This window comes from Paracoccus shanxieyensis (assembly GCF_009711265.1).
GTDB lineage: Bacteria > Pseudomonadota > Alphaproteobacteria > Rhodobacterales > Rhodobacteraceae > Paracoccus > Paracoccus shanxieyensis.
The window spans coordinates 1-22355 of the sequence record NZ_WMII01000002.1 but is presented as its reverse complement, the minus strand read 5'-3'; the positions used below and the strand labels follow the sequence as shown (position 1 = coordinate 22355).

Below are 22355 nucleotides of genomic sequence, written 5' to 3'. Positions count from 1 at the left end.
GATTGTCTGGGATTATTCCTTGTGCGCGGCCCGAGGCGCGGCACGCAGGCGGCTTTCGACCAGCAGCCCCTGTTCATCCAGAATGGGATGGGCGACCGAGACGGCATGGGCATTGATCCGTTTCAGATCGCGCAGGATGTCCAGATGCAACGACGAGGTTTCGCGGCTTTCGGTCTGACCCTCGCGCAGGCGGATCAGGTGACGCTGGGCGGATTGACGCTCCAGCTTGCGGATCTCGATCTTCAGCTCCATCAGCCGACGCGCCATGTCGTGATCGCGGGTCATGAAAACGGTCTGCGCCATGCGCAGCGCCTCTTGCGTGACCAGAAACAGGCGTTCCAGTTCCTGATAGCCTTCGTCCGAAAAGCGCAGGCCAAGGCCGATCTTCTTGCGCACTTCCGGGCCAAGGCCCTTGTCGATGATGTCGCCGATATGTTCCAGATTGATGACGTAATCCAGAATGTCGATGGCGCGGCGGCGGTCGTCCTCCGAGGCATCGCCGGTCAGCCGCGACAGGTAATTCTTCACCTCTTGCTGGCGGGTGTCGATCTGATCCTCGATCTCGGCCACCTCGGCAAGCGGGCTGGTATCGTCCCTGGCAAAGGCGGTGCGGGTCTGCGACAGCATGCGTTCCACCTTGTCGCCGATGGCCAGCACCTCGCGGCTGGCCCCGCTGAGCGCCAGAAGCGGGGCGTCCAGCACGGTGTCATCCAGCCAGTTGCGCCGGGCGGTGGTCACGGGCGGATCATCGGGCAGGATGCGTTCCACGACGGCGCCGATGGCACCGTTCAGCGGCCAGATCAGCGCGGCAAGTGCAAGGTTGAAGGCCAGATGCCCCTCGACCGCCAGCCCGGTCAGATGGGTGGGCAGACCGGCCAGCAGGGGCGCCAGCGTCGCGACCAGCGGCAGCGCAACCAGACAGCCGATGCCGCGCACCAGAAGGTTGCCGACCGCGACCCGCCGGGCGACCGCGCCCAATCCGGCGCTGGCCAGCACCGGCGACACCGCGCCGCCCAGATTGGCCCCCAGCACCAGCACCATGGTCAGTTCCGGCGGCAACGGGATCGACGCGATCAGCAGCACCGCCGCCAGCGAGGACGAACACACCACCGCAATCCCCGCCGCCATCAGCAGCGCCACGGGCCATGCATTGTCCAGCATCGGCAGGAACGCGGCCAGCAGGGGCGAATCCCGCATGGGCAGCGTCGCATGTTCCAGCAGCGCCAGCGACACCAGCATCAGCCCCACGCCGATCAGCGCACCGCCGATGCCAGCGGCCAGCACATTGCCCCGCTTGCGCAGCACATAGCCCAGCAGCATCAGCGCGGGCGCCACGGCCTCGATCTGGATCGACACCAGCACCGCCGTCAGCGCCGTGCCGACATTGGCGCCCAGCAGCACGATCTGCGCCATGCGCCCGCCGATCATCTGGCGGTCCACGAACGAGGCCGTCAGCAATGCCGTCGCGGTCGAGGATTGCAGCCCCAGCGTGGCCAGCAACCCCGAGCCGAAGGCGCGGGGCTGGCTGCGGGTGCCGAAGCCAAGGATCATCTTCAGCCGCAGCCCGAATGCCTCAAGCATCCCGTCCCGCACCAGCCCAAGGCCGAACAGCAGCAGCGCCACCGCGCCCGCCAGTTGCAGGATGACTGCGATTGAGTTCATACCGGTGCCTCGCTGCCTCGTCGTCGTTTCATGTTTTTGTTACAAAACTGTCGCACGACAGAGGGCTGCTGGCAAATGCTGCCCAGCGGAAAGCTGCGCCGCAAGACCCGAACCCGGCGGTTCTGCTGGTTATTCAGGCGTTTGCGGCGCTTCACGTTTTCCGGACAGCAGATCTGAAAGCCCGGTCAGGCCGTCAGTTCGCGGCGCAGCAATGCCGCACCCTCGCTGAGCGCCCTCAGCTTTGCGTTCGCCACCCGGCGCGACAGCGGCGCCATGCCGCAATTGGTGCAGGGATACAGCTTGTCGGCATCGACGAATTGCAGCGCCTTTCGCAGCAGGTCGGCCACTTCCTCGGGCGTCTCGATCACGTCGGTCGCCACGTCGATGGCCCCCACCATGACCTTCTTGCCGCGCAGCAACTCGATCAGGTCCATGGGCACACGCGCGTGCTGACATTCCAGCGACACCATGCCGATGCTGGATTTCTGCAGCTTGGGGAACACTTCCTCATATTGCCGCCATTCCGCGCCCAAGCTCTGTTTCCAGTCGGTGTTGGCCTTGATGCCATAGCCATAGCAGATATGGACCGCCGTTTCGCATTTCAGACCCTCGGCCGCCTTTTCCAGCGCCGCGATCCCCCAGTCATTCACCTCATCGAAGAAGACGTTGAAGGCGGGTTCGTCGAACTGGATGATATCGACGCCTGCGGCCTCCAGCTCTTTCGACTCTTGGTTCAGGATCCTGGCGAATTCCCAAGCCAGCTTTTCGCGGCTTTTGTAATGGCCGTCATACAGCGTGTCGATCATGGTCATCGGACCGGGCAGCGCCCATTTGATCGGGCGGTCGGTCTGGGCGCGCAGAAACCGGGCATCCTCGACGAAGACGGGTTTCGGGCGCGACACCGCCCCCACGACCGAGGGCACGCTGGCATCATAGCGGTCGCGGATGCGCACGGTTTCGCGTTTCTGGAAATCGACGCCTTCAAGATGCTCGATGAAGGTGGTGACGAAATGCTGGCGCGTCTGTTCGCCGTCGCTGACGATGTCGATACCGGCCTGCTGCTGATCGTGCAGCACCACGCGCAGCGCGTCCTGCTTGCCTTCGATCAGTTCCTCGCCCTGCAATTTCCAAGGCGACCACAGCGTTTCGGGCTGCGCAAGCCACAGCGGTTTGGGCAGGCTGCCTGCGGTCGAGGTGGGCAAAAGCATGTTCATCATGGCGTAACCTTTTATGTGTTCAGGATCAGGCGGCATATTGGGCGGACCAGCGGTCCAGAATGTCGCGATAGGGGGTGATGAAATGGTCCTGGGCGAATTTCCCCTGCTGGACCGCCAACCGGCCGCGCTCTTCGCGGTCATAGGTGATGCGCGTCGGTGAATAGTCCTGATGCGTCAGACTGGGCCGGTAGACCGCGCCCGCGGCAGAATTCGCGTTATAGATCTCGGGGCGATAGATCCGCTGGAACGTCTCCATCGTGGCGATCGTTCCGATCAGCTCCAAGGCCGAATAGTCGTTGGGCAGGTCACCCGAGGCATAGAAGGCCAAGGGGGCCACGCTGCCCTTGGGCATGAAATAGCGGACCCGCAGCCCCATTTTCTCAAAATAGCGATCGGTCGGGGAAAACGCGTCCTGCCGGTATTCCACCCCCAGCACCGGATGGCGGTTGTCGGTCCGCTGATAGGTCCGGCTGCTGGAGACGCTGAGGCAGATCACCGGCGGCTTGTGGAAATTCTCACGAAAAGCCGCCGAATTCAGGAAGCACTTGAACAGGTTTCCGTGCAGATCGCCAAAGCCCTCGGGCGCGGTGAACCCGCCCTGCCCTGCATTGTGCTGCGGCAGAACGATGCTGAAATCATAATCCCGCACATAGGATGAGAAGTTGTTTCCCACGATGCCCGCAATCCTGCTGCCGGTCTTGCGGTCCAGAACAGTCGGCTGCAAAATCTCGATCAGCGGAAAGGCCGCGTCGTCACCGATCCGCATTTCGGCCGAGATGATCTGCAACTCGACCGAATAGCGGTCGCCGGTCGGATTGTCCCAATCCGCCAAGGCGTTGAAGCGGTTGTCGATCATCGTGACCGCATTGCGCAGATTGTCCTGCCGCTGTTCGCCGCGGGCTAGATTGGCGAAATTCGTCGTGGCGCGGGTCTGGTCCGCAGGGCGATAGGTTTCGTCGAACCGAATGCGGCTGATGGAATAGACAAGGTCCTGGCTCATCCTGACATGCCTTCTGATCGGCCCGCACGCGCAGGCCGGAAAACCAAATGACTGCCCGCGACGGAGGTCGCGAAGCGGCGATGTCACCTTGCGGAAAAGGCCGCCCCCGACACGCCCACCGCGGCCGGAACAGGTGATCGATCACAGGCAGGTTTCCTGACTTGCGGGTCTGTGCCTTGTCCGGCCTTCCCGGCGCGCGATCCGCGCCAGTGGCATGTCAGACAGGCTCTCCGCCTACAGTTGCGGGGGCAGTTCCGGATTTGGCAGATGCCTGACCGGATTCCCTTTTACCCGAGGTTTCCCCCGGCACCTTGATCTGGGCGCAAAATCGGCTGGAACCGCCGTCATGTCAACGCGGCCCGGTCGTGGAAATTTTCATGTTGATTATGAGCGGCACGCGGGCAAAGCCGCCGGGTCGCAGCCGCATGACCGCTCAGGCGACCTGCCGGTCGGCACTCGTCGCCTGTTCAATGGCCCGCACCAGCAAGGAAGGCGAGCAGGGCTTTTCGCAGACCGTCGCGCCGGGATAGCGGTCCAGAAGCTGCCGTGGCGACGCATGGCCGGAATGAAAGATGATCGGGATGCCCCGCGCCTGCAATTCATCCGCGACCGGGAAGATCTCTCCGTCGCGCAGACGCACGTCAAGCACGGCGCAGGAAGGGGTGCTCTCCAGCAGGGCGGACTGCGCACGGGCAACGGTCGCATAGGGGCCATCGGCTTTCAGCCCGACCTCTTCGATCAGGTCCTGGATCTCCATGGCGACCAGAGGCTCATCCTCGACCAGAAATACGCTGTCATTCATCTGCAAACACATCGCCCGGTATGGTGAGGATCCGTTCGACCCGATCCCCTGTTATCGACTGCTCAAGCCGTGCACCGATCTGCTGGGCCGACATTTCGACCAGACGCGTGCCAAAGCCCGATGACCCTTTCGTGGTGCCAGTCTGTTCAAAGGTTTCCCGCCAGATAAGTTCCACACCCGAGGGAATCTTTTCCCAAGTGATGTCCAGCCGACCCGTCGCATTGCGAAACGCCCCGTATTTGGCCGCGTTCGTCGCCCATTCATGCAGCATCATCGACAAGGGCGACAGGTTCGACGGCGGCACCCGCACCACAGGGCCGTCGATCAGGATCATGGCGTGATCGTTATAGGGGGCGATCGTGGTGCGGATGATCTCGGACAGGTCTATGGCCTCATCGCGGCGGTCGGCGGTGGCCAGCGAATGCGTGCGGCCAAGCGCGGTGATGCGTTCGCGCATGGACAAGGCAAAGGCGCGCACGTCGGTCTGTGTCCGCGACGCGCCGATGATCATGCTGCCGATGATGGCGAACAGGTTTTTCACCCGGTGGTTCATCTCGCGCACCATCAGGTCGCGGGTTTCCGCGACGGCATATTCCGCCGTGATATCGACCGAAACCCCGACGATCCGGCCCGGATCGCTTTTGGGCACGGCGCGGCCAAGGCCCTTGACCCAGCGGACCGTGCCATCAGCGGTATGCACCCTGAAATTCGCCTCGAAATCCGCGCCGCTTTCGCCGGACAGCTTCAGCAGGCGCCGCACCTCGTTCCGGTCCTCCTCGACGATCACCCGCTCCAGCAGGTCGTCGATATGTTCCTCTTCGCTGCTGTTCAGCAGCGCCTGTTCGGCCTCGTCCAGCACGCAGCGGCCCGTGTCCACGAAATATTCCCAGACGCCGATCCCGGCCGCCTTCACCGCCAGATCGCGCCAGTCGCGGGCCGCTGCCAGATCACGCTCCATGTCCAGAATGTCGGTGATGTCGGTAAAGACCAGCGTGACCCCGTCCACCTCGCCGTTCTGCAGGCGATAGGGCAAGGTCCGCAGCGAGAAGGTGCGATCCTCGACGCGGCTATAGACACGGCGCTGTCGGGCATTGCCGCCTGCGGCCACGGCCTGACTGTCCGCCAGATATTCGGTCTCGGTCAGCCGGGTGCTTACATCGGCCAGAGGCCGCCCCTGATCCGTCGGCTGCAACGGGAAAATCGCCCGCGCGGCATTGGTATAGCTGCGCACGTTCAGCCCGCTGTCCAGCACCACGACCGCCAGATCGGTCGAGGCGAAGAAGTTGCGCAGATCCGAATTCGCGACCGTCAGCTGATCGACCTTGGTTTTCAATTCGTCGTTGACGGTGGCCAGTTCCTCATTCGTCGATTGAAGCTCTTCGTTCATCGACATCATTTCTTCGTTCGAGCTTTTCAGCTCTTCGTTCGCCGTCTCCAGTTCCTCGACCGCTGTGCGCAGGCGGTGGCGGGTCAGGCGAAGCTCGTCCTCCAGCGCATCCAGATTGTCGTCGGTCTGCTGGAATTCGGCCATGTCGTCGGTGCGTTCGGGGTGGAACACGCCGCTTTCGGTGATGACCAGCAGCGTGGTACCATCGCCCAGCGGGTCGCAGATGACGTTGACGGGCTGCGTGCCGAATTCGGTGGTCACCTGAATATCTCGCGCCACCGACCGCCGCCGCCCGTCCCGCGCCTGCCGCAGCAGCGGGCCGATGACGGCGCGAAGGCCAGGCCGGGCAAGGGTGATGGCGCTGAAGCCGCCGGTGCGGGTAACCGGAAAATCGAAATAGGGGCCCAGCCGGCCATAGGCGGCCAGAATGCCCGCATCGCCGTCCAGCACCATGCTGGCGGGGGCATAGCGTTCGATCATGCGCCGGATGGCGGGGCTGTCGCCTGTATCGGCCCCGCGCCGTTCGGGTTCGTCGCGCAAGGGGCGGCGCGGCTCGGTCGAGCGATAGTTTCCGGGCAGATCGATTTGATAGCGCGGCGCGCCCAGAGAGCGTTCAAACACCCGCGCCTGCTGGTCCACGGCCGGGAACAGCTGATCGAACCGACCGATGCTTTCGGACGGGCCCAGAAACAGGAAGCCGCCCGGCCGGATCGCATAGTGAAACAGCGGCAGCACCGCCTTTTGCAGCGCGTCGTCGAAATAGATCAGCAGATTGCGGCACGACACCAGATCGACCTTGGAAAACGGCGGATCCTTGACGACGCTATGGCTGGAAAACCGGATCGCGTCGCGGATGTCGGTGGTGATGGTGAAATGGTCGGGATGCGGGATCGTATAGCGTTCGCGCAGATCCTGCGGAATATCGACGATCGAGGACAGCGGATAACGCCCCTCGCGCGCGGTTTGCAGCATCTGTTCGTCGATATCGGTGGCAAAGATCTGGACGGCAAAGCTTTCCCTGCGCTGGCGCATCAGGTCCGCCAGCAGCATGGCGATGGAATAGGCTTCCTCGCCGCTGGAACATCCCGCGACCCAGATCCGCAGCTCCTGACCGGGTTCCCGCGCATCCAGCAGCGGGATCAGCGCCTTGGTCTTCAGCGCGTCGAACGCGGCGGGATCGCGAAAGAACCGCGTGACATTGATCAGCAGATCGCGAAACAGCGCATCGCATTCCCCGCGATCCGATTTCAGCCGCGACAGATAGGTCGGCCCGGTCCCGATGCCCAGAACATGCATGCGCCGTTCCACCCGCCGGACCAGCGTGCTGCGCTTATAGCCGGAAAAATCGTGGCCGATGGCGGTGCGCAGCGTGTTGCACAGCTCATCCACATGATCGGCAACCACCTTTGCCTCGGCGGGATCGGCCTGACCGCTGCGATTATAGAAGCGGTTGAGGCAGTCCATGATCTCGGCCGGAGGGCGCACATAATCCACAAGGCCCGTGCCCACGGCAGACAGGGGCATCCCGTCATATTTCGCGGTCTCGGGCGTTTGCGCCACGCAGACGCCGCCGTTTTCCTTGACCGCGCGCAGGCCCGTGGTGCCATCCGCGCCGGTGCCAGACAGGATGACACAGGCCGCCTTGCGCTGCTGATCCGCCGCAAGCGAGATGAAGAAATCGTCGATGGGACGCCGCATCCCGCGCGGCTGGGTGAAATCCGTCAGCTCCAGCCGGCCATCGGTGATGGCCAGACCGTGGCCGGGCGGGATGATGAACACCTTGTCAGCCTCGATCTGTTCGCCGCCTTCGGCTTGCAGCACGGTCAGTTCGGTATGACGGTCCAGCAACTGGGCCAGCATGCTTTCATGCGTCGGGTCCAGATGCTGCACGACGACAAAGCACATGCCCGTGGGCGTGCGGGCCGCCATCAGCATTTCGCGCAGGGCCTCAAGCCCGCCGGCAGAGGCGCCGATCCCCACCACCGTCGGCATGTCGGTCGCGTCAGGATATGCTGTGTCGGTTGCGGTCAGGTCATCCAAGATCGGGCGTCTCGGTCAGGGTGGACAGCAGAAGTTTCGCCTGCGCGATCATCGTGGCGCTGTTTGCGATGGTGATCAGCGATCCGTCAAGGATAGTTCCGGTTTCGGACATCAGCGGACGCAGACGGCCCAAGGTATGTTCAAGCGCGGCATCGTAATCGGCAAGAAGGTCGGCCCGCGTGCGGCTGATATCGAATTGCGAGGCAAAGAAGAACCGCACGCTGCCGTCGCGATTGCGCAGCTTCGACATGTACAGAAGGTTGACGAAGGGTGTGCCGTCCTTGCGGAAATTCACCAGATCCGTGCGCACATTCGCCTGCTCGGGCGTGTCGAAGAAGCTATGGATCTGTGCGCGGGCCTCGGCATTGTCGGCGTCGCGTTGCAGGAACCGGCAGTTGCGCCCCACGACCTCGGCATTGGCAAATCCGGTCAGGGCGCTGAATTTTTCATTCACCATCAGCAGCGGACAATCACCATCGGGCGAGGCTATCGCCAATGCGACATTCGAGGCGGCGCAAAACGTCTTGAGATCATCCGGCAAGTCTGAGGTCATCGGCTCCACGCGGGCTGGGTTCACGCAGTTATAAGGCTTTCCGCGGCGGCATACAGCCTGGATCGGATGCAGCCGGGCCCGGTCCGGGAACGCAAAAAGGGCCCCGCCAAGCAGGGCCCCTTCGTCTGTCCGGGATCAGATCTTGTCGCCCAGCTTGCTTTTGATGCTGCCGGACACGTCCTGTGCCGCACCCTTGGCTTTCTGGGCCTTGCCCTCGGCCTGAAGCTCGGTATTGCCGGTCGCCTTGCCGACGGCATCCTTGACGGTGCCCGCGGTTTTATTGGCTGCGGCTTTGGCTTTATCGGTGATCGCGCTCATTATCATGTGCCCTTTCGATGTCACTGCCACTCAAGCGTCATCAGGGGCGAATAGTTCCCGGATCGAGAAATGGTGAACGGCAGGATCGCTGTGTCCGGGCCTCAGTCTGTCCGTCACCGGATGCAACCGCGCGCGGCGACGGGGAATGTTTCGGGTGTGGCGCGTCCCTGACCAATGGCCAGAATCTGATCGACCATGTTTGTCACGACACAAGCATGGTTCGGGACGATCCGCACCCGGTCGCCGACCGCCAGACCGATGGGACCGGCGCTGACCAGACGGCCATGCTCTTCGGACAACTGGTCGATGGTGATGTCGTCGCGGCCCAGCACATGGCCATAGCCCGTCAACCCCAGCAGGTCCGAGGTCAGCGCCTTGGATCCCGCATCGATGATCGCCCGGTCGGGCGCGGGGACGGAAACCACAGTGGCGACCACGCTCAGCGCGCAATCCTCCCAGCCGCAGACACCGCGCGCGACCAGCGAGCGGTCGTTATAGACATAGGTGCCGGGGCGGTATTCCGTGGTCACCGGCGCTTCGGCCGCATGCATCATCGAGGGTGTGCCGCCCGACGTGATGACGGGCACGGCCAGACCGGACGCTTCGATCAGGTGCTTGGCTGCGGTCATGAAGGTTTCGACACCGGCTTCGCCCCCTGCCGGGGGATAGGTCATCAGCCCGCCGAAGGTCAGACCCGGCGCATCGGCGATGATTTGGGCCAGATCCGCTGCCGCTTGCGGCGAAGCAACTCCGCAGCGATGCGCGCCGGTGTCGCATTCGACCAGCACGGCCAGCGGCGCGGGCGCGTCGGCAAAAGCGCCTGACAGACCTTGCACCACCGCCTTGCTGTCGGCCACCACCGACAGCCGGACCTTTTGCGCCAGCGCGCGCAGACGGGTCAGCTTGGACGCACCCAGAATGTTATAGGTGATCAGCACATCGGTGATCTGGGGGCAGTCCGCGATCATCGCCTCGGCCTCCGAAACCTTTTGGCAGGTGATGCCGCAGGCCCCGGCCTCAAGCTGCATCCGGGCGATGGCGGGCAGCTTGTGCGTCTTGATATGCGGGCGGACCGCCAACCCATGCGCGCGTGCATAATCCTGAAATCGCTGAATGTTTCTTTGGGCGACATCCAGATCGACCAGCACTGCGGGCGTGTCGATGCTGTTCAGCAGGTCGTCGGTCATGCGCATTCAGCCTTTGGTTAGGAACAGGACGATGCCCAAAAAGCAGGCGATTTTCTAGGACGCATCAAAATTTTTCAACGTCGCGCTTGACAGAATATCACGCCGCGCGCTTTCTGTGTCAATCCAATAAAACAGACACATGTCCGATATAACGGACAGAAAGATTCACCGGTTCATCCAAGGGGAGCCATCATGACCATCTCGATCCGCGCCAGCCTGGCCGCACTTGCCGCAGCTTCGCTGCTTTCCACCCCTGCCCTTGCCGAAGGCAGCAAGCTTGACGAGGTTCTGGCCCGTGGCCACCTGATCGTCGGCACCGGCAGCACCAATGCGCCTTGGCACTTCAAAAGCGCCGACGACAAGCTGCAGGGCTTCGACGTGGACATGGGCCATATCATCGCCAAGGCCCTGTTCGGCGACCCCGAGAAGGTCGAATATGTCAACCAGTCCTCGGACGCGCGCATCCCGAACATCACCACCGACAAGGTGGACATCACCTGCCAGTTCATGACCGTGACCGGCGAACGCGCCCAGCAGGTCAACTTCACCATTCCCTATTACCGCGAAGGTGTCGGCCTGATGCTGAAGGCCGACGGCCAATATGCCGATTACGCGGCGTTGAAGTCCGCAGGATCGGGCGTGACCATCGCCGTGCTGCAAAACGTCTATGCCGAGGACATGGTTCATGCCGCTCTGCCCGAAGCGACGGTCGATCAATACGACTCGGTAGATCTGATCTATCAAGCGCTGGAATCGGGCCGGGCCGATGCGGTGGCGACCGACCAGTCGTCGCTGGCATGGTACATGACGCAAAATCCGGGCCGCTATAAGGACGCGGGCTATGGCTGGAACCCGCAGACCTATGCCTGCGCGGTCAAGCGCGGCGATGCCGACTGGCTGAACTTCGTCAACACCGCCCTGCACGAGGCGATGACCGGCGTCGAATTCGACTTCTATGCCAACTCGTTCAAAACTTGGTTCGGCAAAGAGCTGACCCCGCCGCAGATCGGCTTCCCGGTCGAATACAAGTGACCGCCGGGCGGGGCGGCCATCCCGCCCCGCCCTTTCCTGCCCGCCCTTTGCCCGAAAGCCCATCCGATGGACTACAATCTGAATTTCGCCGTGGTCTGGCGCAATTTCGACGCCTTGCTGGCCGGTCTGGGGCTAAGCTTGGGTCTGGCCGTGGTCTCGATCCTGATCGGCGCGGTCCTTGGCCTGATCACCGCCTTCGCGCTGATGGCCAAGCACCCGCTGGTCCGGCTGCCCGCGCGCGCCTATGTCACGGTGATCCGCAACCTGCCCATTCTGGTGCTGGTGCTGTTTGCCTATTTCGCGCTGCCACAGATGGGGCTGCGGCTGAGCAAGATCCATAGTTTCGTGCTGGTCCTGTCCTTGTATTCCGGCGCCTATCTGGCCGAAGTGTTCCGCGCCGGCCTGCTTTCGATCCCCAAAGGCTTGACCGAGGCGGGACTGGCCATCGGCCTGACCGGGATGCAGATCCGCAAAAGCATCATCGCGCCGCTGATGCTGCGCAATGTGCTGCCCTCGCTGTCCTCGACCGTCATTTCGCTGTTCAAAGACACCTCGCTGGCCGCCGCCATCGCGGTGCCCGAACTGACCTTCGCGGCGCGCAAGATCAATGTGGAAAGCTTCCGCGTGATCGAAACGTGGATCGTCACCTCGGGCCTTTATGTCGCGACCTGTTTCCTCATCGCCATCAGCCTGCGCCTGATCGAGCGTCGTCTGGCCCTGCCGAGGTAATCCGATGTCACATTCCTTTCTAGACCAGCTTTGGATCGCCCGCTTCGTCATTCTGCACGGGTTGGGGGTCACGGTCGCGATCTCGGCGCTGGCCATCGTCGCGGGCTCGGCGCTTGGCGTGCTTGTCGGGCTGGCGCTGGCCTATGGCCGCGCGCCGCTGCGCCTGCTGGTGCGGGCCTATACCGATATCATCCGTGGCACGCCCGTGTTGGTTCTGGTGCTGGGCAGCTATTACATCTCGGCCGGGGTCGGGGTGGATCTGTCGCCCTTCGCCTCGGGCGTGCTGGCGCTGGCGATCTTCTGTTCGTCGCATGTGGGGGAAATCCTGCGCGGTGCCTTGCAGGCCATCCCGCGCGGCCAGACCGAGGCCGCCAAAGCCGTCGGCCTGACCTTCGGGCAGACCTTCACATCGGTCCTTTGGCCTCAGGCCCTGCGGCAATGCCTGCCCGCCTGGGTCAATACCGCAGCCGAGATGGTCAAGGCCTCGACGCTTTTGTCCGTGATCGGCGTGACCGAGTTGCTGTTGCGCACACAGGAAGTCATCTCGCGCAATTTCATGAGCCTCCAGTTCTATTTTCTGGCCGGGGCGCTTTACTTCATCGTCAACTTCGCGATCGAGCGTCTGGGCAGATATGTCGAACGCAAGACCGCCCTGTCCGCCTGAGGAGATCCGCCATGGTCAGGACAATTCTGGAAATCGACAAGCTGCGAAAGACCTATGGCACGAACGAGGTGCTGAAGGGCGTCGACTGCGCCGTCCACGAAGGCGAGGTGATCTCGATAATCGGATCGTCCGGCTCGGGCAAGACCACCATGCTGCGCTGTATCAACATGCTTGAGGAATTCCAAGGCGGCAGCATCCGTTTGGACGGCGAGGAGATCGGCTATCACACCGAGGGCGCGACCCGCCGCCGGAAAAGCGAAAAGGACATTGCCCGCCAGCGCGCGCTGACCGGAATGGCGTTCCAGCAATTCAATCTGTTCCCGCATATGTCGGCGGCGGACAATGTCATGCTGGGCCTGGTCAAGGTCAAAAAGATGTCACGCCCCGAAGCCCGCGCCATCGCCGAGACATGGCTGGACCGCGTGGGACTGGCGGCACGACGCGACCATTTCCCCGGCCAGTTGTCGGGCGGCCAGCAACAACGTGTGGCCATCGCCCGCGCCATTGCCATGTCGCCCCGGCTGATGCTGTTTGACGAAGTGACGTCGGCCCTTGACCCCGAACTGGTGGGCGAGGTCTTGCAGGTGATCAAGGGGCTGGCTGCCGAAGGCATGACCATGCTGCTGGTCACCCACGAAATGCGCTTCGCCCACGATGTCTCGTCCCGCGTGATCTTCATGAATCAGGGCGTGATCTGCGAAGAAGGCAATCCGCGCGATATGTTTGCCCGGCCCCGCACCGAGCGGCTGGCCGAATTCCTGAAAAGCTCAAGCTTCAACTGAGACCAAGAAAGAAAGACAGACCATGACGATCACACGTTACGGAGCCGGGGAACGCGGTGCCGGCGGCCAGCCCCTGCCCTTTGCCCGCGCCACCGAAGCCGCAGGCTGGCTTTACGTCTCGGGGCAGGTGCCGATGGAAAAGGGCGAGATCGTGACCGGCGGCATCATCAGCGAAAGCCGCAAGGCCATCGAGAACATGATCGCCATCCTGAACGAGGCTGGTTATGATGTCGCTGATATCGTGCGCATCGGCGTCTGGCTGGACGACCCACGCGACTTCTGGAGCTTCAACGGCGTTTTCGCCGAATATTTTGGGGACAACCCGCCCGCCCGTGCTTGCGTCCAGTCCAGCATGATGGTCGATTGCCGGGTCGAGGTCGATTGCGTGGCCTATCGCGCCGACCGCGCCTGATCCCTGCGCCCGAGAAAAGAGAGAAACCGCATGACCGAACCAGCCCCCGAGACCGCGACGCGCCGGACGCGGGGTCTGGACCGCGCTTTCGAGATCTTGGAGTTCCTGAGGGTCAAACGCCAGCCGATGCGCCCCAACGAGATCGCATCGGCGATCGGTGCGCCGCGCTCATCGGTCTATGAGTTGGTCAACCTGCTGCTGGCGCATGGCATGCTGGATTATCATCAGGACGAAGGCCGGGTGTTTCTCGGCCGCAGGCTGTATTTCCTAGGCACGGCCTATGCCGAGCAGGTCGATCTGATGCGCGAATGCGACCGGATGCTGACCCGGCTGGCCGAGGAGACCCGCGAAACCGCGCAGATGTGCCTGCTGGAGGGGCGCAAATATACCGTCGCCATGATGCGCGAAGGCATCCGGCCATTCCGCATTTCGTCGAATGTCGGTGAATTGGTGTCCATTCCGTGGACCGCCTCGGGGCGGCTTCTGGTCTCGCATCTGTCGGATGCGCAGATCATCGACCTGATCCCGCCCGAGGATTTCACTCTGCCCGATGGCCGCCGTCTGGATCCGGCAGAGTTCATCGCTCAAGTCCGCGCGGCCGCGCGTGACGGCTATTTCACCTTCAACAGCGAAGTCGAGAACTTCACCCATTGCTTTGCCGTGCCGGTGCATCAGGCGGACGGCGCCTGCATTGCGACCTTGTGTCTGGTTGCCCCGCGCGAGGATGGCCTGCGCAACCGCTCAGCCTATCTGGACAGCCTGCTGGCGGCCGCTGGCGAGATTTCGGAAAAGCTGGGCTACCATCCGGACGAACGGCAAAGAGCCAGCCTGAGATAGCCTTGCCTTCGCAGGTAAGTACAACTGGCCGCGTTCGGCAGGATCGGAGCGGCTGGAAACATATCCTTCGGCGCAATCACTCCTCGTATCTGGCTGCGCAAGCGGCGGATCGGCGCTTGGCAAGCTATGAAGAACTGGGCTGTTGGCTCTGCCCACACGGCTGTGCTTGCGCGCCAGACCGGAATGAGATCGCGGCACGCGCGATCCCGGTCTGGCAGTGCCTCGCAAGCCCTGACGTCAGGTCGGCGTCACCCCACAAACAATCACACCGTCACGCCGCCACATGCACCTGCGGCTGGCGGCCGCCGTTCCAGACGCCGCCAAGCGCCCGCTCGATCTGCGCCGCCAGTTGCAGAAGCATCCCGTCCTTGCCCTGCGCGGCCTGAACATGCATCCCCAGCGGCAGCCCGTTTTCATGTGCCGCCATCGGCAACGAGATGCCGGGCGTGCCGCACAGATTGGTCAGCGGCGTATAGGCAAAGAAGCCCCAAAGATTGCCGAACCAGTCCAGCGCCGAGGGATTGTCGGTGATCGTCAGATATTCGGTCGTGCCGATCCTTGGCGTTTCGCGGGCAGTGGTCGGGGTCAGGATCACGTCCCAATCCTGATAGAACGCGCCGAAGGCCCGCGCCGTCGCGTTGAAATCAAGCTGCATATCCGCGCGCGAGGTATAGCTTGCATCCTTGCCCTGTTCCCAGATCCGGATATTCATCGGCTCGATCAGGTCGCTGGGCGGCGCGTCCAGACCGCGCATCCGCAACAGGCTGTTCACCGTCTGCGCGAAATTGGTGATATAGCAATGCGTCTGCGCGCCGTAGGCGCGGGCGAAATCCACTTGCGGAACCACCTCCTCGACATGATGGCCAAGGCTTTCAAGGAAGGCCGCGGTCTTCGCCAGCTCGGCCGCGATATGGGGCGTGGCCTTATAGGGGCCCCATTCATGCGAAAACGCGATACGCAGCGGCTTCGGGTCGCGCTGGATCAGGTGTGCGAAGGGCTCCTCGGGCGACCAGAACGGCATGAATTCGCCCGGCGCACCGCCCCGGCAGGCATCGACAAAGGTGGCGGTGTCGCGCACCGTGCGGCTGAGACAGCCCTGCGTCGACACAACCGAGGTGAAATCCGACCCATAGGGCGAAATCGAATAGGTCCCGCGTGAGGCTTTCAGCCCAATCGCACCGCAGCAGCCCGCCGGGATCCGGATCGAGCCGCCGCCGTCGCTGCCATGCAGAACCGGCAGCACGCCTGCCGCGACCGTCACCGCCGCACCTGCCGACGATCCGCAACTGGTATAATCGGGATCCCACGGGTTGCGCGTCACATACATCGCCGGGTTCTCGGCCGAGGAACAGCAGCCGAATTCCGGCGTCGTCGTGCGCCCGATGATGTTCAGCCCCGCCGCCTTGATCTTCGTCGTCAGAAAGCTGTCATAGGCCGGGCGGTTGCCCTGCATATAGAATGAGCCCTGCTCTTGCAGCCGCCCCGCGACGGTCGGGCCCAGATCCTTCATCAGAAACGGCACAGCGGCGAACGGCCCCGTCGGATCGGCGCCATTCACGGCGGGATCGGCCACGGCATCGTCAAAGACCTCGACCACGCCGGAAATCGCCGGATTGACCTTGGCGATCCCGGCCGCAGCCTGCGCCGCCAGTTCGGCAGCGGTCACCTCGCCCTTGCGGACCAAACCCGCCAGCGCCACCGCGTCATGGGCGATCCAGTCGTCCCAGCTCATCACCTGTGTCATGTCTTTCGTTCCTTGCCAGTTGTGCCCGACGCTAGAGATGCGCGTTAAACTGTCAACGCAGCGGGGAATTTTCGACCAGCTCCGCCCGTCGCCGCCCAATCCGCAGGCATCTGTTCCGGGCTTCGGGAATGTTCTGCCCAAACATTGACGACAATCGTCATTCGTCATTCACTAGGTCAAGACCAACCCTGGCCTTTCCCCGATCCCGACCAGACGGAGCCTGCGCGATGCCCCTGCCCGACCTGCCCTTCGATACGGATGCGATGCTTGCCGGGCTGCGGCCTTGGATCGAATGCGAAAGCCCGACCTATGATCCGGCGGCGCTGGCGCGGATGATGGATCTGGTGGCCTTTGACTGCGCGGCAGCGGGCGCCTCGGTCGAGATCATTCCGGGCAAGCCCGGCAGCGGGCCGTCGGTGCGGGCGCGGATGCCGCATCCCGATCAGGGCAAGCCCGGCATCATTGTGTCAGGCCATATGGATACGGTGCATCCGGTGGGAACGCTGGCCAAAAACCCGTTCCGCATCACCGAGGGTCGCGCCTATGGTCCCGGCATTCAGGACATGAAATCCGGCAATTACATCGCGCTTGAGGCGATGCGCCTGATCCAGCGGGCGGGCATCGTCACGCCGCTGCCCGTGACCTTCCTGTTCACCCCGGACGAAGAAATCGGATCGCCCTATACCCGTGGCCTGATCGAGGCCGAGGCGCTGGCAAACCGCTATTTCCTGTGTCCCGAACCAGCGGGCCAAGACAATGCGGTGACCACCGGGCGGTATGCCATCGCCCGCTTTGAAATCACCGCCTCGGGCAAGCCCAGCCATGCCGGATCTGACGTGAAGGGCGGCATTTCCGCCGTCCGCGAACTGGCGCATCGGATCATCGAGATCGAGGCGATGACCTCGGATGACTGCACATTCTCGGTGAATGACGTGACCTCGGGGCAATGGGTGAATTGCGTGCCCAGTTTCGCGCGGGCGCAGGTCCTGTCGATGGCCAAGGTGCAGGCCGATCTGGATCAGGGCGTGCAGCGGATGCTGGCGCTGGCCGGAACCCGCAATGGCGTGCAGTTCACCGTCGAAAAAACCGTCGTGCGCCCGGTCTGGGAAAACGAACAGCCCGAGACGATGGCGCTTTACCAGATCGCCAAGGACCTGTCTGCCGAACTGGGGATGGATCTGCCCTATCAGTCGCAGGGCGGCGGGTCGGATGCGAATTTCTCGGGGGCGCTGCGCGTGCCCTCGCTGTGTTCGCTGGGGGTTGCGGGGGCGGGTCTGCACACGCTGGACGAACATATCTTCATCGACAACCTGATCCCGCGCGCCCGCCTGCTGGCCGGGTTGTTCACCACGCTGACCGCATGACGACATCCCGCCGCCCGGACGCAGAACGGCAACACGCGCAGATCCCCGCATCGCCGCCCGCCGCCGTGGACATGGGATCGCTTTCGACCCCGTTCACCTCGGTCGCCGTGGAACAGGCGATGGCGATTGCGCGCGATCTGTATGGCGTCACCGGGAATTTCCGCCGCTTCGCCAGCGAACAGGATGACACGTTCCGCATCCTGTCGCCGGACGGTGCGGGCTATGTGCTGAAGATCGCCAATCCCGGCGAGCAGATGGCCGAGCTTGACCTGCAGGTCCGCGCGCTGCGCCATATCGCGGCCGCCGATCCGGAATTGCCGGTGCCGCGTGTGTTCGACACGCTGGACGGTCAGGCCTTGCCCCTGATCGCGGCAGGCCCCGGCGCGGGGCGAATCGTCAGGATGTACAGTTTTCTGGACGGGACGGTGCTGGACACCACCGCGACCCTGCCCGCCGAACTGCCGGAAATCGGCACGACGCTGGGCCGGTTGCGGCTGGCGCTGGCGGGGTTCGACCATCCCGCAGCCGACCGGGTTCTGGCCTGGGACATCCGCCAGCTGCCGCGCCTTGCCGGGCTGCTGACAGGGATTCAGGATCCCGCGCATCATCGCCTGCTGGAAGCCGCGCTGGCGCGCTATATGACCTATGCCCCGCGCGTCGAGGCGCTGCGTCGTCAGGTGCTGCACAATGACTTCAGCCGCTCGAACCTTGTCGTCGACCGCACCGCGCCGCCGCGCCTGTCGGGCATCATCGACTTTGGCGATGTGGTGAAAACGGCCGTGGCCATAGATGTGTCCACCGCGATGCTGAACTGGCTGCCGCGCGATCAGGCGACACAACCCCGCGACGATCTGCTGGATGACGCCAAGCGCATCCTGTCCGCCTATCTGCGGGTGGCGGATCTGACGGATGAAGAACGCGCGCTGCTGCCGCATCTGGTGATGGGCCGCGCCGTGACGCGCGGGCTGATCTCGCTGTGGCGGACCCGGACGTTTCCGAAAAACCGCACCTATATCCTGCGCAATACCGAACAGGGCTGGGCGCAGCTCGACTGGTTCCTGTCGCGCGATCCCGACGCCCTGTCCGAGACCTTCCTGACCTTCAAGGAGACGACCCGATGACCGCGCTTCCCACCCGTGGCAAGATGGTGAATTCGTTCAATGCCGACAGCATGGCCGCGCTGGACCCCGCCCGCCGCGCCGCGGTCGAGCGTCGCCAGCGCCTGCTTGGTCCCGCCTATCGGCTGTTCTACCAGAACCCGGTCGAACTGCGCGAAGGCCGGGGAACGCGGCTGTTCGACAGTCAGGGCCACGAATATCTGGACGCCTATAACAACGTCGTCTCGGTCGGCCATTGCCATCCGCATGTGGTGCAGGCGGTGCATCGACAGCTCAGCACGCTGTGCACCCATACCCGCTATATCCAGGAGGGCATTCTGGATTACGCGGAAACCATGCTGCCCAGCTATGGCGGGCGGATCGCGGCGGGCGGGCACATGATGTTCACCTGCACCGGGTCCGAGGCCAACGATCTGGCGCTGCGCATCGCCAAACATGCCACGGGCAAACGCGGCATCATCATCACCGAAGAAGCCTATCACGGCAATTCCGACCTGACCGCGGGCATCTCGGCTTCATTGGGCGAGGCCTCGCCCTTGGGCGAATGGGTCCGCACGGTGCCCGCGCCCGACAGCTATCTGGGCAATCCCGACGCGCTGGGTCAGAAGATGGCCGAGGATGTCACCCGGCAAGCCTGGCATCTGAAACGCAACGGCGACGGGTTGGCCGCGTTCATCGCCGACAGCCTGTTTTCGTCGGATGGCGTCTTTGCCACGCCGGGCGTGCTGAAGCCCGTGGCCGATGCGGTGCGCGCGGCGGGCGGGCTGTTTGTCGCCGATGAGGTGCAGTCGGGCTTTGGCCGTTCGGGCGATGAATTCTGGGGCTTTCAGCGTCACGGGATCGACCCGGATATCGTCTCGATGGGCAAGCCGATGGGCAATGGCTATCCGGTCGCGGGCATTGCCGTGGTGCCGGATGTGGTGGAACGCTTCGGCAGGGATACGCGCTATTTCAACACGTTCGGCGGCAATGGCGTGGCCATGGCTGCGGCCATGGCGACATTGCAGGTGGTGCGGGATGAAAACCTGCAAGCCAATGCCAAGGCGATGGGCGAAAAGATCCAGTCGGGCTTTCGCAGTCTGGCGGCGCGCTTTCCCGGCATCGGCGATGTGCGCGGCGCGGGGCTTTACATCGGGGTCGAGATGGTCGCCGACCGCGCCACCAAGGCGGCGGATGCCGATGCGGCGACCCGGATCGTCAACGGGCTGCGCGAAAAGCGCGTGCTGATCTCGGCCACAGGGCCACGGGCCAATGTGCTGAAGATCCGCCCGCCGCTGGTCTTTACCGATGCCGATGTGGATTGGCTGCTGCGCGCAAGCGCCGAGGTGATGGCCGAGGTCCTTGCCTGAATTCGCAGCCCCGCCGTTCAGATGGCGGGGCTTTTTTCTGCCCGCAGGCGCGACCGCCCGGCCACGACCAACCGACAGGAGACACCCGATGCCGCTTTCCCCCCAGCTTCGCGACAAGATCCTCGCCGCCGTTGATGCAGGCTTTGACGAACAGATCGCCTATACGCAGAAACTGGTCTCGTTCGCGTCGCAGCGCGGACAGGAATTCGCCATTCAGGACTTTATCCAGCGCGACTATGCCGCCCGTGGCCTGAAGATCGACCGCTTCGACATGGATGAGGCCGCGCTGACCGCGCATGAGGGCGGCGCGCCGTTTTCGCCGCAGCATTCGCGCGCGCCGATCGTTGTCGGCATCCATCACCCGAAACAGGAAACCGGCCGGTCGCTGATCCTTCAGCACCATCTGGACGTGGTTCCCATCGGTCCGCGTGACATGTGGCAGCACGATCCCTATGGCGGCCAGATCGACGGCGACTGGATGTATGGCCGCGGCGCGGGCGACATGAAGGCGGGGGCGGCGGCGAATGTCTTTGCGCTTCAGGCGCTGAAAGCCATCGGCCTGCAACCCGCAGCGACGGTCTATGTCCAGTCGGTGGTCGAGGAGGAATCGACCGGCAACGGCGCGCTGCAGACCTATCTGCGCGGCTACACCGCAGATGCCGCGCTGATCCCCGAGCCGATGGACGAAGAACTGACCCGCGCCAATGTCGGTGTGCTGTGGTTCACGGTCGAGGTGCGGGGCTTTCCGACCCATGTCCGCGAGATGGGCGCAGGCACCAACGCGATCGACGCGGCCCATCGCGTCATCGCCAGTCTGCGCGACATCGAAAACCGCTGGAATGCCGAAGCCGCCGCGCATCCCGAAACCGCAGGGGTCGACCATCCGATCAACATGAATATCGGCATGATCGAAGGCGGCGACTGGGGATCCTCGGTCCCGGCATGGTGCCGGTTTCAGGTCCGCATCTCGATCTATGCCGGGCAGAACGCGCAGGCGAAATATGCCGAGATCCGCGACCATATCGCGGGCTTTGCCCGTGGCGACCGCTTCCTGAACCAGAACCCGCCGGTGCTGACCCAGAACGGCTTCAACGCCGAAGGCTATGTGCTGGCGCCGGGCTCGGACGCCGAGGCGCTGCTGGGGCAGGCGCATGAAACCGCCTTCGGCACGCCGCTGAAAACCTCGTTTTCCGGGGCCTATCTGGATGCGCGGGTCTATGCGCTTTACAATCGAATCCCCGTTCTGAACTATGGCCCGAAATCCAGAGCCGGGCATGGCTTCGACGAAGCGGTCAGCCTGTCGTCGGTCCGCAAGGTGACGAAAGCCATGGCGCTGTTCATCGCAGACTGGTGCGGGACGGAGGCTGTCTAGGCGCAAATTCAGCGCCCCACGGACGGTCTGGGGCGATATTCATCAACCGCCTAAATATCGGCCAGACCGCACTTGTTTTAAGTATATGAATTTTAATGCATTTACCTCCAGCGCGTGCAGAAACCGCCGATTTTTCCCGTTTTCGGCGCTTTCTGCCGGGTTGGGCGTTGCCAGATAAAAACCCTGCCGCTTATCCTTGGATCAGATGATTGACGACAATCGTCCTTCCATTTTCACGCTGGTCCGAGGATCTGACGATGCTGCCCAGAAATCTGACTTCCGGCCTGTTCAAGGCCACGCTTCTTTCGCTGGCGCTTGGCACGTCTGCCCTGTCGGCGCAGGCGGAAACGGTGCTGACCGTGGTTCCGCACGCGCCGCTGCGGGTGGTCGATCCGCAGATCTCGACCGCGTATATCCTGCGCAATTACGGCTATATGGTCTATGACACGCTGCTGGCCCGCGACAGCAACGGCACCCCGCAGCCGCAGATGGCCAGCTGGACCGTGTCCGAGGATGGCAAGACCTATACCTTCACCCTGCGCGACGGGCTGAAATTCCACGACGGCAGCGATGTGACCTCGGCCGATGCTGTGGCCTCGCTGAAGCGTTGGGCCGAGGTCGACAAGACCGGGCAGGTGATGATGACCCTGCTGGCCGACATTATATGGACAGCATGCCGACGGTGGCGTTTTGCCCTATGCTGGCTGTCATAACCCGCAAAATCGCCGAGGCGCAGATGTTCAAACTGAGAAGCGCCGACAGTGGCGCGACCATTCTTGTGACAGA

20 protein-coding genes and 1 riboswitch are annotated in these 22355 nt (G+C 63.4%); of the genes, 11 read left to right on the top strand and 9 right to left on the bottom strand.

Features of this window, described 5'->3' with window-relative positions:
* Positions 1–12 precede the first annotated feature (12 nt).
* The 8 genes from GL284_RS02105 to GL284_RS02070 all read right to left on the bottom strand — a co-directional run bounded on the left by GL284_RS02105 (position 13) and on the right by GL284_RS02070 (position 10166).
* A complete protein-coding gene (locus GL284_RS02105; protein ID WP_155043009.1) occupies positions 13–1662 on the bottom strand; it encodes a Na/Pi cotransporter family protein in 1650 nt (549 codons plus the stop codon).
* A 185-nt stretch (positions 1663–1847) separates the two neighbouring features.
* Positions 1848–2879 (bottom strand): methionine synthase, encoded by a 1032-nt coding sequence (locus GL284_RS02100; protein ID WP_230383492.1) that lies wholly within the window; start codon positions 2877–2879, stop codon positions 1848–1850.
* Between the two features lie 25 nt (positions 2880–2904).
* Positions 2905–3879 (bottom strand): DUF1852 domain-containing protein, encoded by a 975-nt coding sequence (locus GL284_RS02095; protein ID WP_155043008.1) that lies wholly within the window; start codon positions 3877–3879, stop codon positions 2905–2907.
* A 128-nt stretch (positions 3880–4007) separates the two neighbouring features.
* Positions 4008–4208, bottom strand: a riboswitch (cobalamin riboswitch).
* Positions 4209–4312: 104 nt separating this feature from the next.
* On the bottom strand, positions 4313–4681 hold the full coding sequence (locus tag GL284_RS02090; protein WP_155043007.1) for a response regulator: 369 nt from the start codon (positions 4679–4681) through the stop codon (positions 4313–4315).
* On the bottom strand, positions 4674–8108 hold the full coding sequence (locus GL284_RS02085; RefSeq protein WP_230383119.1) for a CheR family methyltransferase: 3435 nt from the start codon (positions 8106–8108) through the stop codon (positions 4674–4676). The genes GL284_RS02090 and GL284_RS02085 overlap by 8 nt, the downstream gene beginning before the upstream one ends.
* Entirely contained in the window at positions 8101–8661 is a 561-nt protein-coding gene (locus tag GL284_RS02080) for a PAS domain-containing protein (protein ID WP_155043006.1), read from the bottom strand. The genes GL284_RS02085 and GL284_RS02080 overlap by 8 nt, the downstream gene beginning before the upstream one ends.
* Positions 8662–8796: 135 nt before the next feature.
* Positions 8797–8979 carry a CsbD family protein gene (locus tag GL284_RS02075; RefSeq protein WP_155043005.1) on the bottom strand — a complete coding sequence of 61 codons (183 nt, stop codon included), beginning with the start codon at positions 8977–8979 and terminating at the stop codon, positions 8797–8799.
* Positions 8980–9092: 113 nt separating this feature from the next.
* Positions 9093–10166: a D-TA family PLP-dependent enzyme gene (locus tag GL284_RS02070; protein WP_155043004.1), complete on the bottom strand. Its 1074-nt coding sequence runs from the start codon at positions 10164–10166 to the stop codon at positions 9093–9095.
* A gap of 192 nt (positions 10167–10358) precedes the next feature.
* Between GL284_RS02070 and GL284_RS02065 the strand changes: the two genes are divergently transcribed.
* The 6 genes from GL284_RS02065 to GL284_RS02040 all read left to right on the top strand — a co-directional run bounded on the left by GL284_RS02065 (position 10359) and on the right by GL284_RS02040 (position 14622).
* Positions 10359–11198 (top strand): transporter substrate-binding domain-containing protein, encoded by an 840-nt coding sequence (locus tag GL284_RS02065; RefSeq protein ID WP_155043003.1) that lies wholly within the window; start codon positions 10359–10361, stop codon positions 11196–11198.
* Between the two features lie 66 nt (positions 11199–11264).
* Positions 11265–11927 carry an amino acid ABC transporter permease gene (locus GL284_RS02060; protein ID WP_155043002.1) on the top strand — a complete coding sequence of 221 codons (663 nt, stop codon included), beginning with the start codon at positions 11265–11267 and terminating at the stop codon, positions 11925–11927.
* A gap of 4 nt (positions 11928–11931) precedes the next feature.
* Entirely contained in the window at positions 11932–12591 is a 660-nt protein-coding gene (locus tag GL284_RS02055; protein ID WP_155043001.1) for an amino acid ABC transporter permease, read from the top strand.
* Positions 12592–12602: 11 nt separating this feature from the next.
* Positions 12603–13373, top strand: a complete 771-nt coding sequence (locus tag GL284_RS02050; RefSeq protein ID WP_155043000.1) for an amino acid ABC transporter ATP-binding protein — start codon at positions 12603–12605, stop codon at positions 13371–13373.
* A gap of 22 nt (positions 13374–13395) precedes the next feature.
* Positions 13396–13785 carry a RidA family protein gene (locus tag GL284_RS02045; RefSeq protein WP_155042999.1) on the top strand — a complete coding sequence of 130 codons (390 nt, stop codon included), beginning with the start codon at positions 13396–13398 and terminating at the stop codon, positions 13783–13785.
* Between the two features lie 30 nt (positions 13786–13815).
* Positions 13816–14622, top strand: a complete 807-nt coding sequence (locus GL284_RS02040; RefSeq protein ID WP_155042998.1) for an IclR family transcriptional regulator — start codon at positions 13816–13818, stop codon at positions 14620–14622.
* 271 nt (positions 14623–14893) lie between these two features.
* Here the strand turns inward: GL284_RS02040 and GL284_RS02035 are convergent, their stop codons facing one another.
* Positions 14894–16366, bottom strand: a complete 1473-nt coding sequence (locus GL284_RS02035; protein ID WP_155042997.1) for an amidase — start codon at positions 16364–16366, stop codon at positions 14894–14896.
* A gap of 227 nt (positions 16367–16593) precedes the next feature.
* Between GL284_RS02035 and GL284_RS02030 the strand changes: the two genes are divergently transcribed.
* The 5 genes from GL284_RS02030 (at position 16594) to GL284_RS02010 (ending at position 22282) form a co-directional block, all read left to right on the top strand.
* Entirely contained in the window at positions 16594–17730 is a 1137-nt protein-coding gene (locus GL284_RS02030; protein ID WP_155042996.1) for a M20/M25/M40 family metallo-hydrolase, read from the top strand.
* The gene (locus GL284_RS02025) at positions 17727–18851 is read left to right on the top strand and encodes a phosphotransferase (protein WP_155042995.1); all 1125 of its coding nucleotides are present in this window, start codon (positions 17727–17729) and stop codon (positions 18849–18851) included. The genes GL284_RS02030 and GL284_RS02025 overlap by 4 nt, the downstream gene beginning before the upstream one ends.
* A complete protein-coding gene (locus GL284_RS02020; RefSeq protein ID WP_230383118.1) occupies positions 18848–20197 on the top strand; it encodes an aspartate aminotransferase family protein in 1350 nt (449 codons plus the stop codon). The genes GL284_RS02025 and GL284_RS02020 overlap by 4 nt, the downstream gene beginning before the upstream one ends.
* Before the next feature lie 88 nt (positions 20198–20285).
* Positions 20286–21569 carry an ArgE/DapE family deacylase gene (locus GL284_RS02015; protein WP_155042994.1) on the top strand — a complete coding sequence of 428 codons (1284 nt, stop codon included), beginning with the start codon at positions 20286–20288 and terminating at the stop codon, positions 21567–21569.
* 257 nt (positions 21570–21826) lie between these two features.
* Positions 21827–22282 (top strand): ABC transporter substrate-binding protein, encoded by a 456-nt coding sequence (locus tag GL284_RS02010; protein WP_155042993.1) that lies wholly within the window; start codon positions 21827–21829, stop codon positions 22280–22282.
* Positions 22283–22355: the final 73 nt, after the last annotated feature.

Excerpts from the sequence above, each read along its gene's own strand:
- GL284_RS02105 (WP_155043009.1), bottom strand. The coding sequence starts at position 1,662 with ATGAACTCAATCGCAGTCATCCTGCAACTGGCGGGCGCGGTGGCGCTG.
- GL284_RS02100 (WP_230383492.1), bottom strand. The coding sequence starts at position 2,879 with ATGATGAACATGCTTTTGCCCACCTCGACCGCAGGCAGCCTGCCCAAA.
- GL284_RS02095 (WP_155043008.1), bottom strand. The coding sequence starts at position 3,879 with ATGAGCCAGGACCTTGTCTATTCCATCAGCCGCATTCGGTTCGACGAA.
- GL284_RS02090 (WP_155043007.1), bottom strand. The coding sequence starts at position 4,681 with ATGAATGACAGCGTATTTCTGGTCGAGGATGAGCCTCTGGTCGCCATG.
- GL284_RS02080 (WP_155043006.1), bottom strand. The coding sequence starts at position 8,661 with ATGACCTCAGACTTGCCGGATGATCTCAAGACGTTTTGCGCCGCCTCG.
- GL284_RS02075 (WP_155043005.1), bottom strand. The coding sequence starts at position 8,979 with ATGAGCGCGATCACCGATAAAGCCAAAGCCGCAGCCAATAAAACCGCG.
- GL284_RS02070 (WP_155043004.1), bottom strand. The coding sequence starts at position 10,166 with ATGACCGACGACCTGCTGAACAGCATCGACACGCCCGCAGTGCTGGTC.
- GL284_RS02065 (WP_155043003.1), top strand. The coding sequence starts at position 10,359 with ATGACCATCTCGATCCGCGCCAGCCTGGCCGCACTTGCCGCAGCTTCG.
- GL284_RS02060 (WP_155043002.1), top strand. The coding sequence starts at position 11,265 with ATGGACTACAATCTGAATTTCGCCGTGGTCTGGCGCAATTTCGACGCC.
- GL284_RS02055 (WP_155043001.1), top strand. The coding sequence starts at position 11,932 with ATGTCACATTCCTTTCTAGACCAGCTTTGGATCGCCCGCTTCGTCATT.
- GL284_RS02050 (WP_155043000.1), top strand. The coding sequence starts at position 12,603 with ATGGTCAGGACAATTCTGGAAATCGACAAGCTGCGAAAGACCTATGGC.
- GL284_RS02045 (WP_155042999.1), top strand. The coding sequence starts at position 13,396 with ATGACGATCACACGTTACGGAGCCGGGGAACGCGGTGCCGGCGGCCAG.
- GL284_RS02040 (WP_155042998.1), top strand. The coding sequence starts at position 13,816 with ATGACCGAACCAGCCCCCGAGACCGCGACGCGCCGGACGCGGGGTCTG.
- GL284_RS02035 (WP_155042997.1), bottom strand. The coding sequence starts at position 16,366 with ATGACACAGGTGATGAGCTGGGACGACTGGATCGCCCATGACGCGGTG.
- GL284_RS02030 (WP_155042996.1), top strand. The coding sequence starts at position 16,594 with ATGCCCCTGCCCGACCTGCCCTTCGATACGGATGCGATGCTTGCCGGG.
- GL284_RS02025 (WP_155042995.1), top strand. The coding sequence starts at position 17,727 with ATGACGACATCCCGCCGCCCGGACGCAGAACGGCAACACGCGCAGATC.
- GL284_RS02020 (WP_230383118.1), top strand. The coding sequence starts at position 18,848 with ATGACCGCGCTTCCCACCCGTGGCAAGATGGTGAATTCGTTCAATGCC.
- GL284_RS02015 (WP_155042994.1), top strand. The coding sequence starts at position 20,286 with ATGCCGCTTTCCCCCCAGCTTCGCGACAAGATCCTCGCCGCCGTTGAT.
- GL284_RS02010 (WP_155042993.1), top strand. The coding sequence starts at position 21,827 with ATGCTGCCCAGAAATCTGACTTCCGGCCTGTTCAAGGCCACGCTTCTT.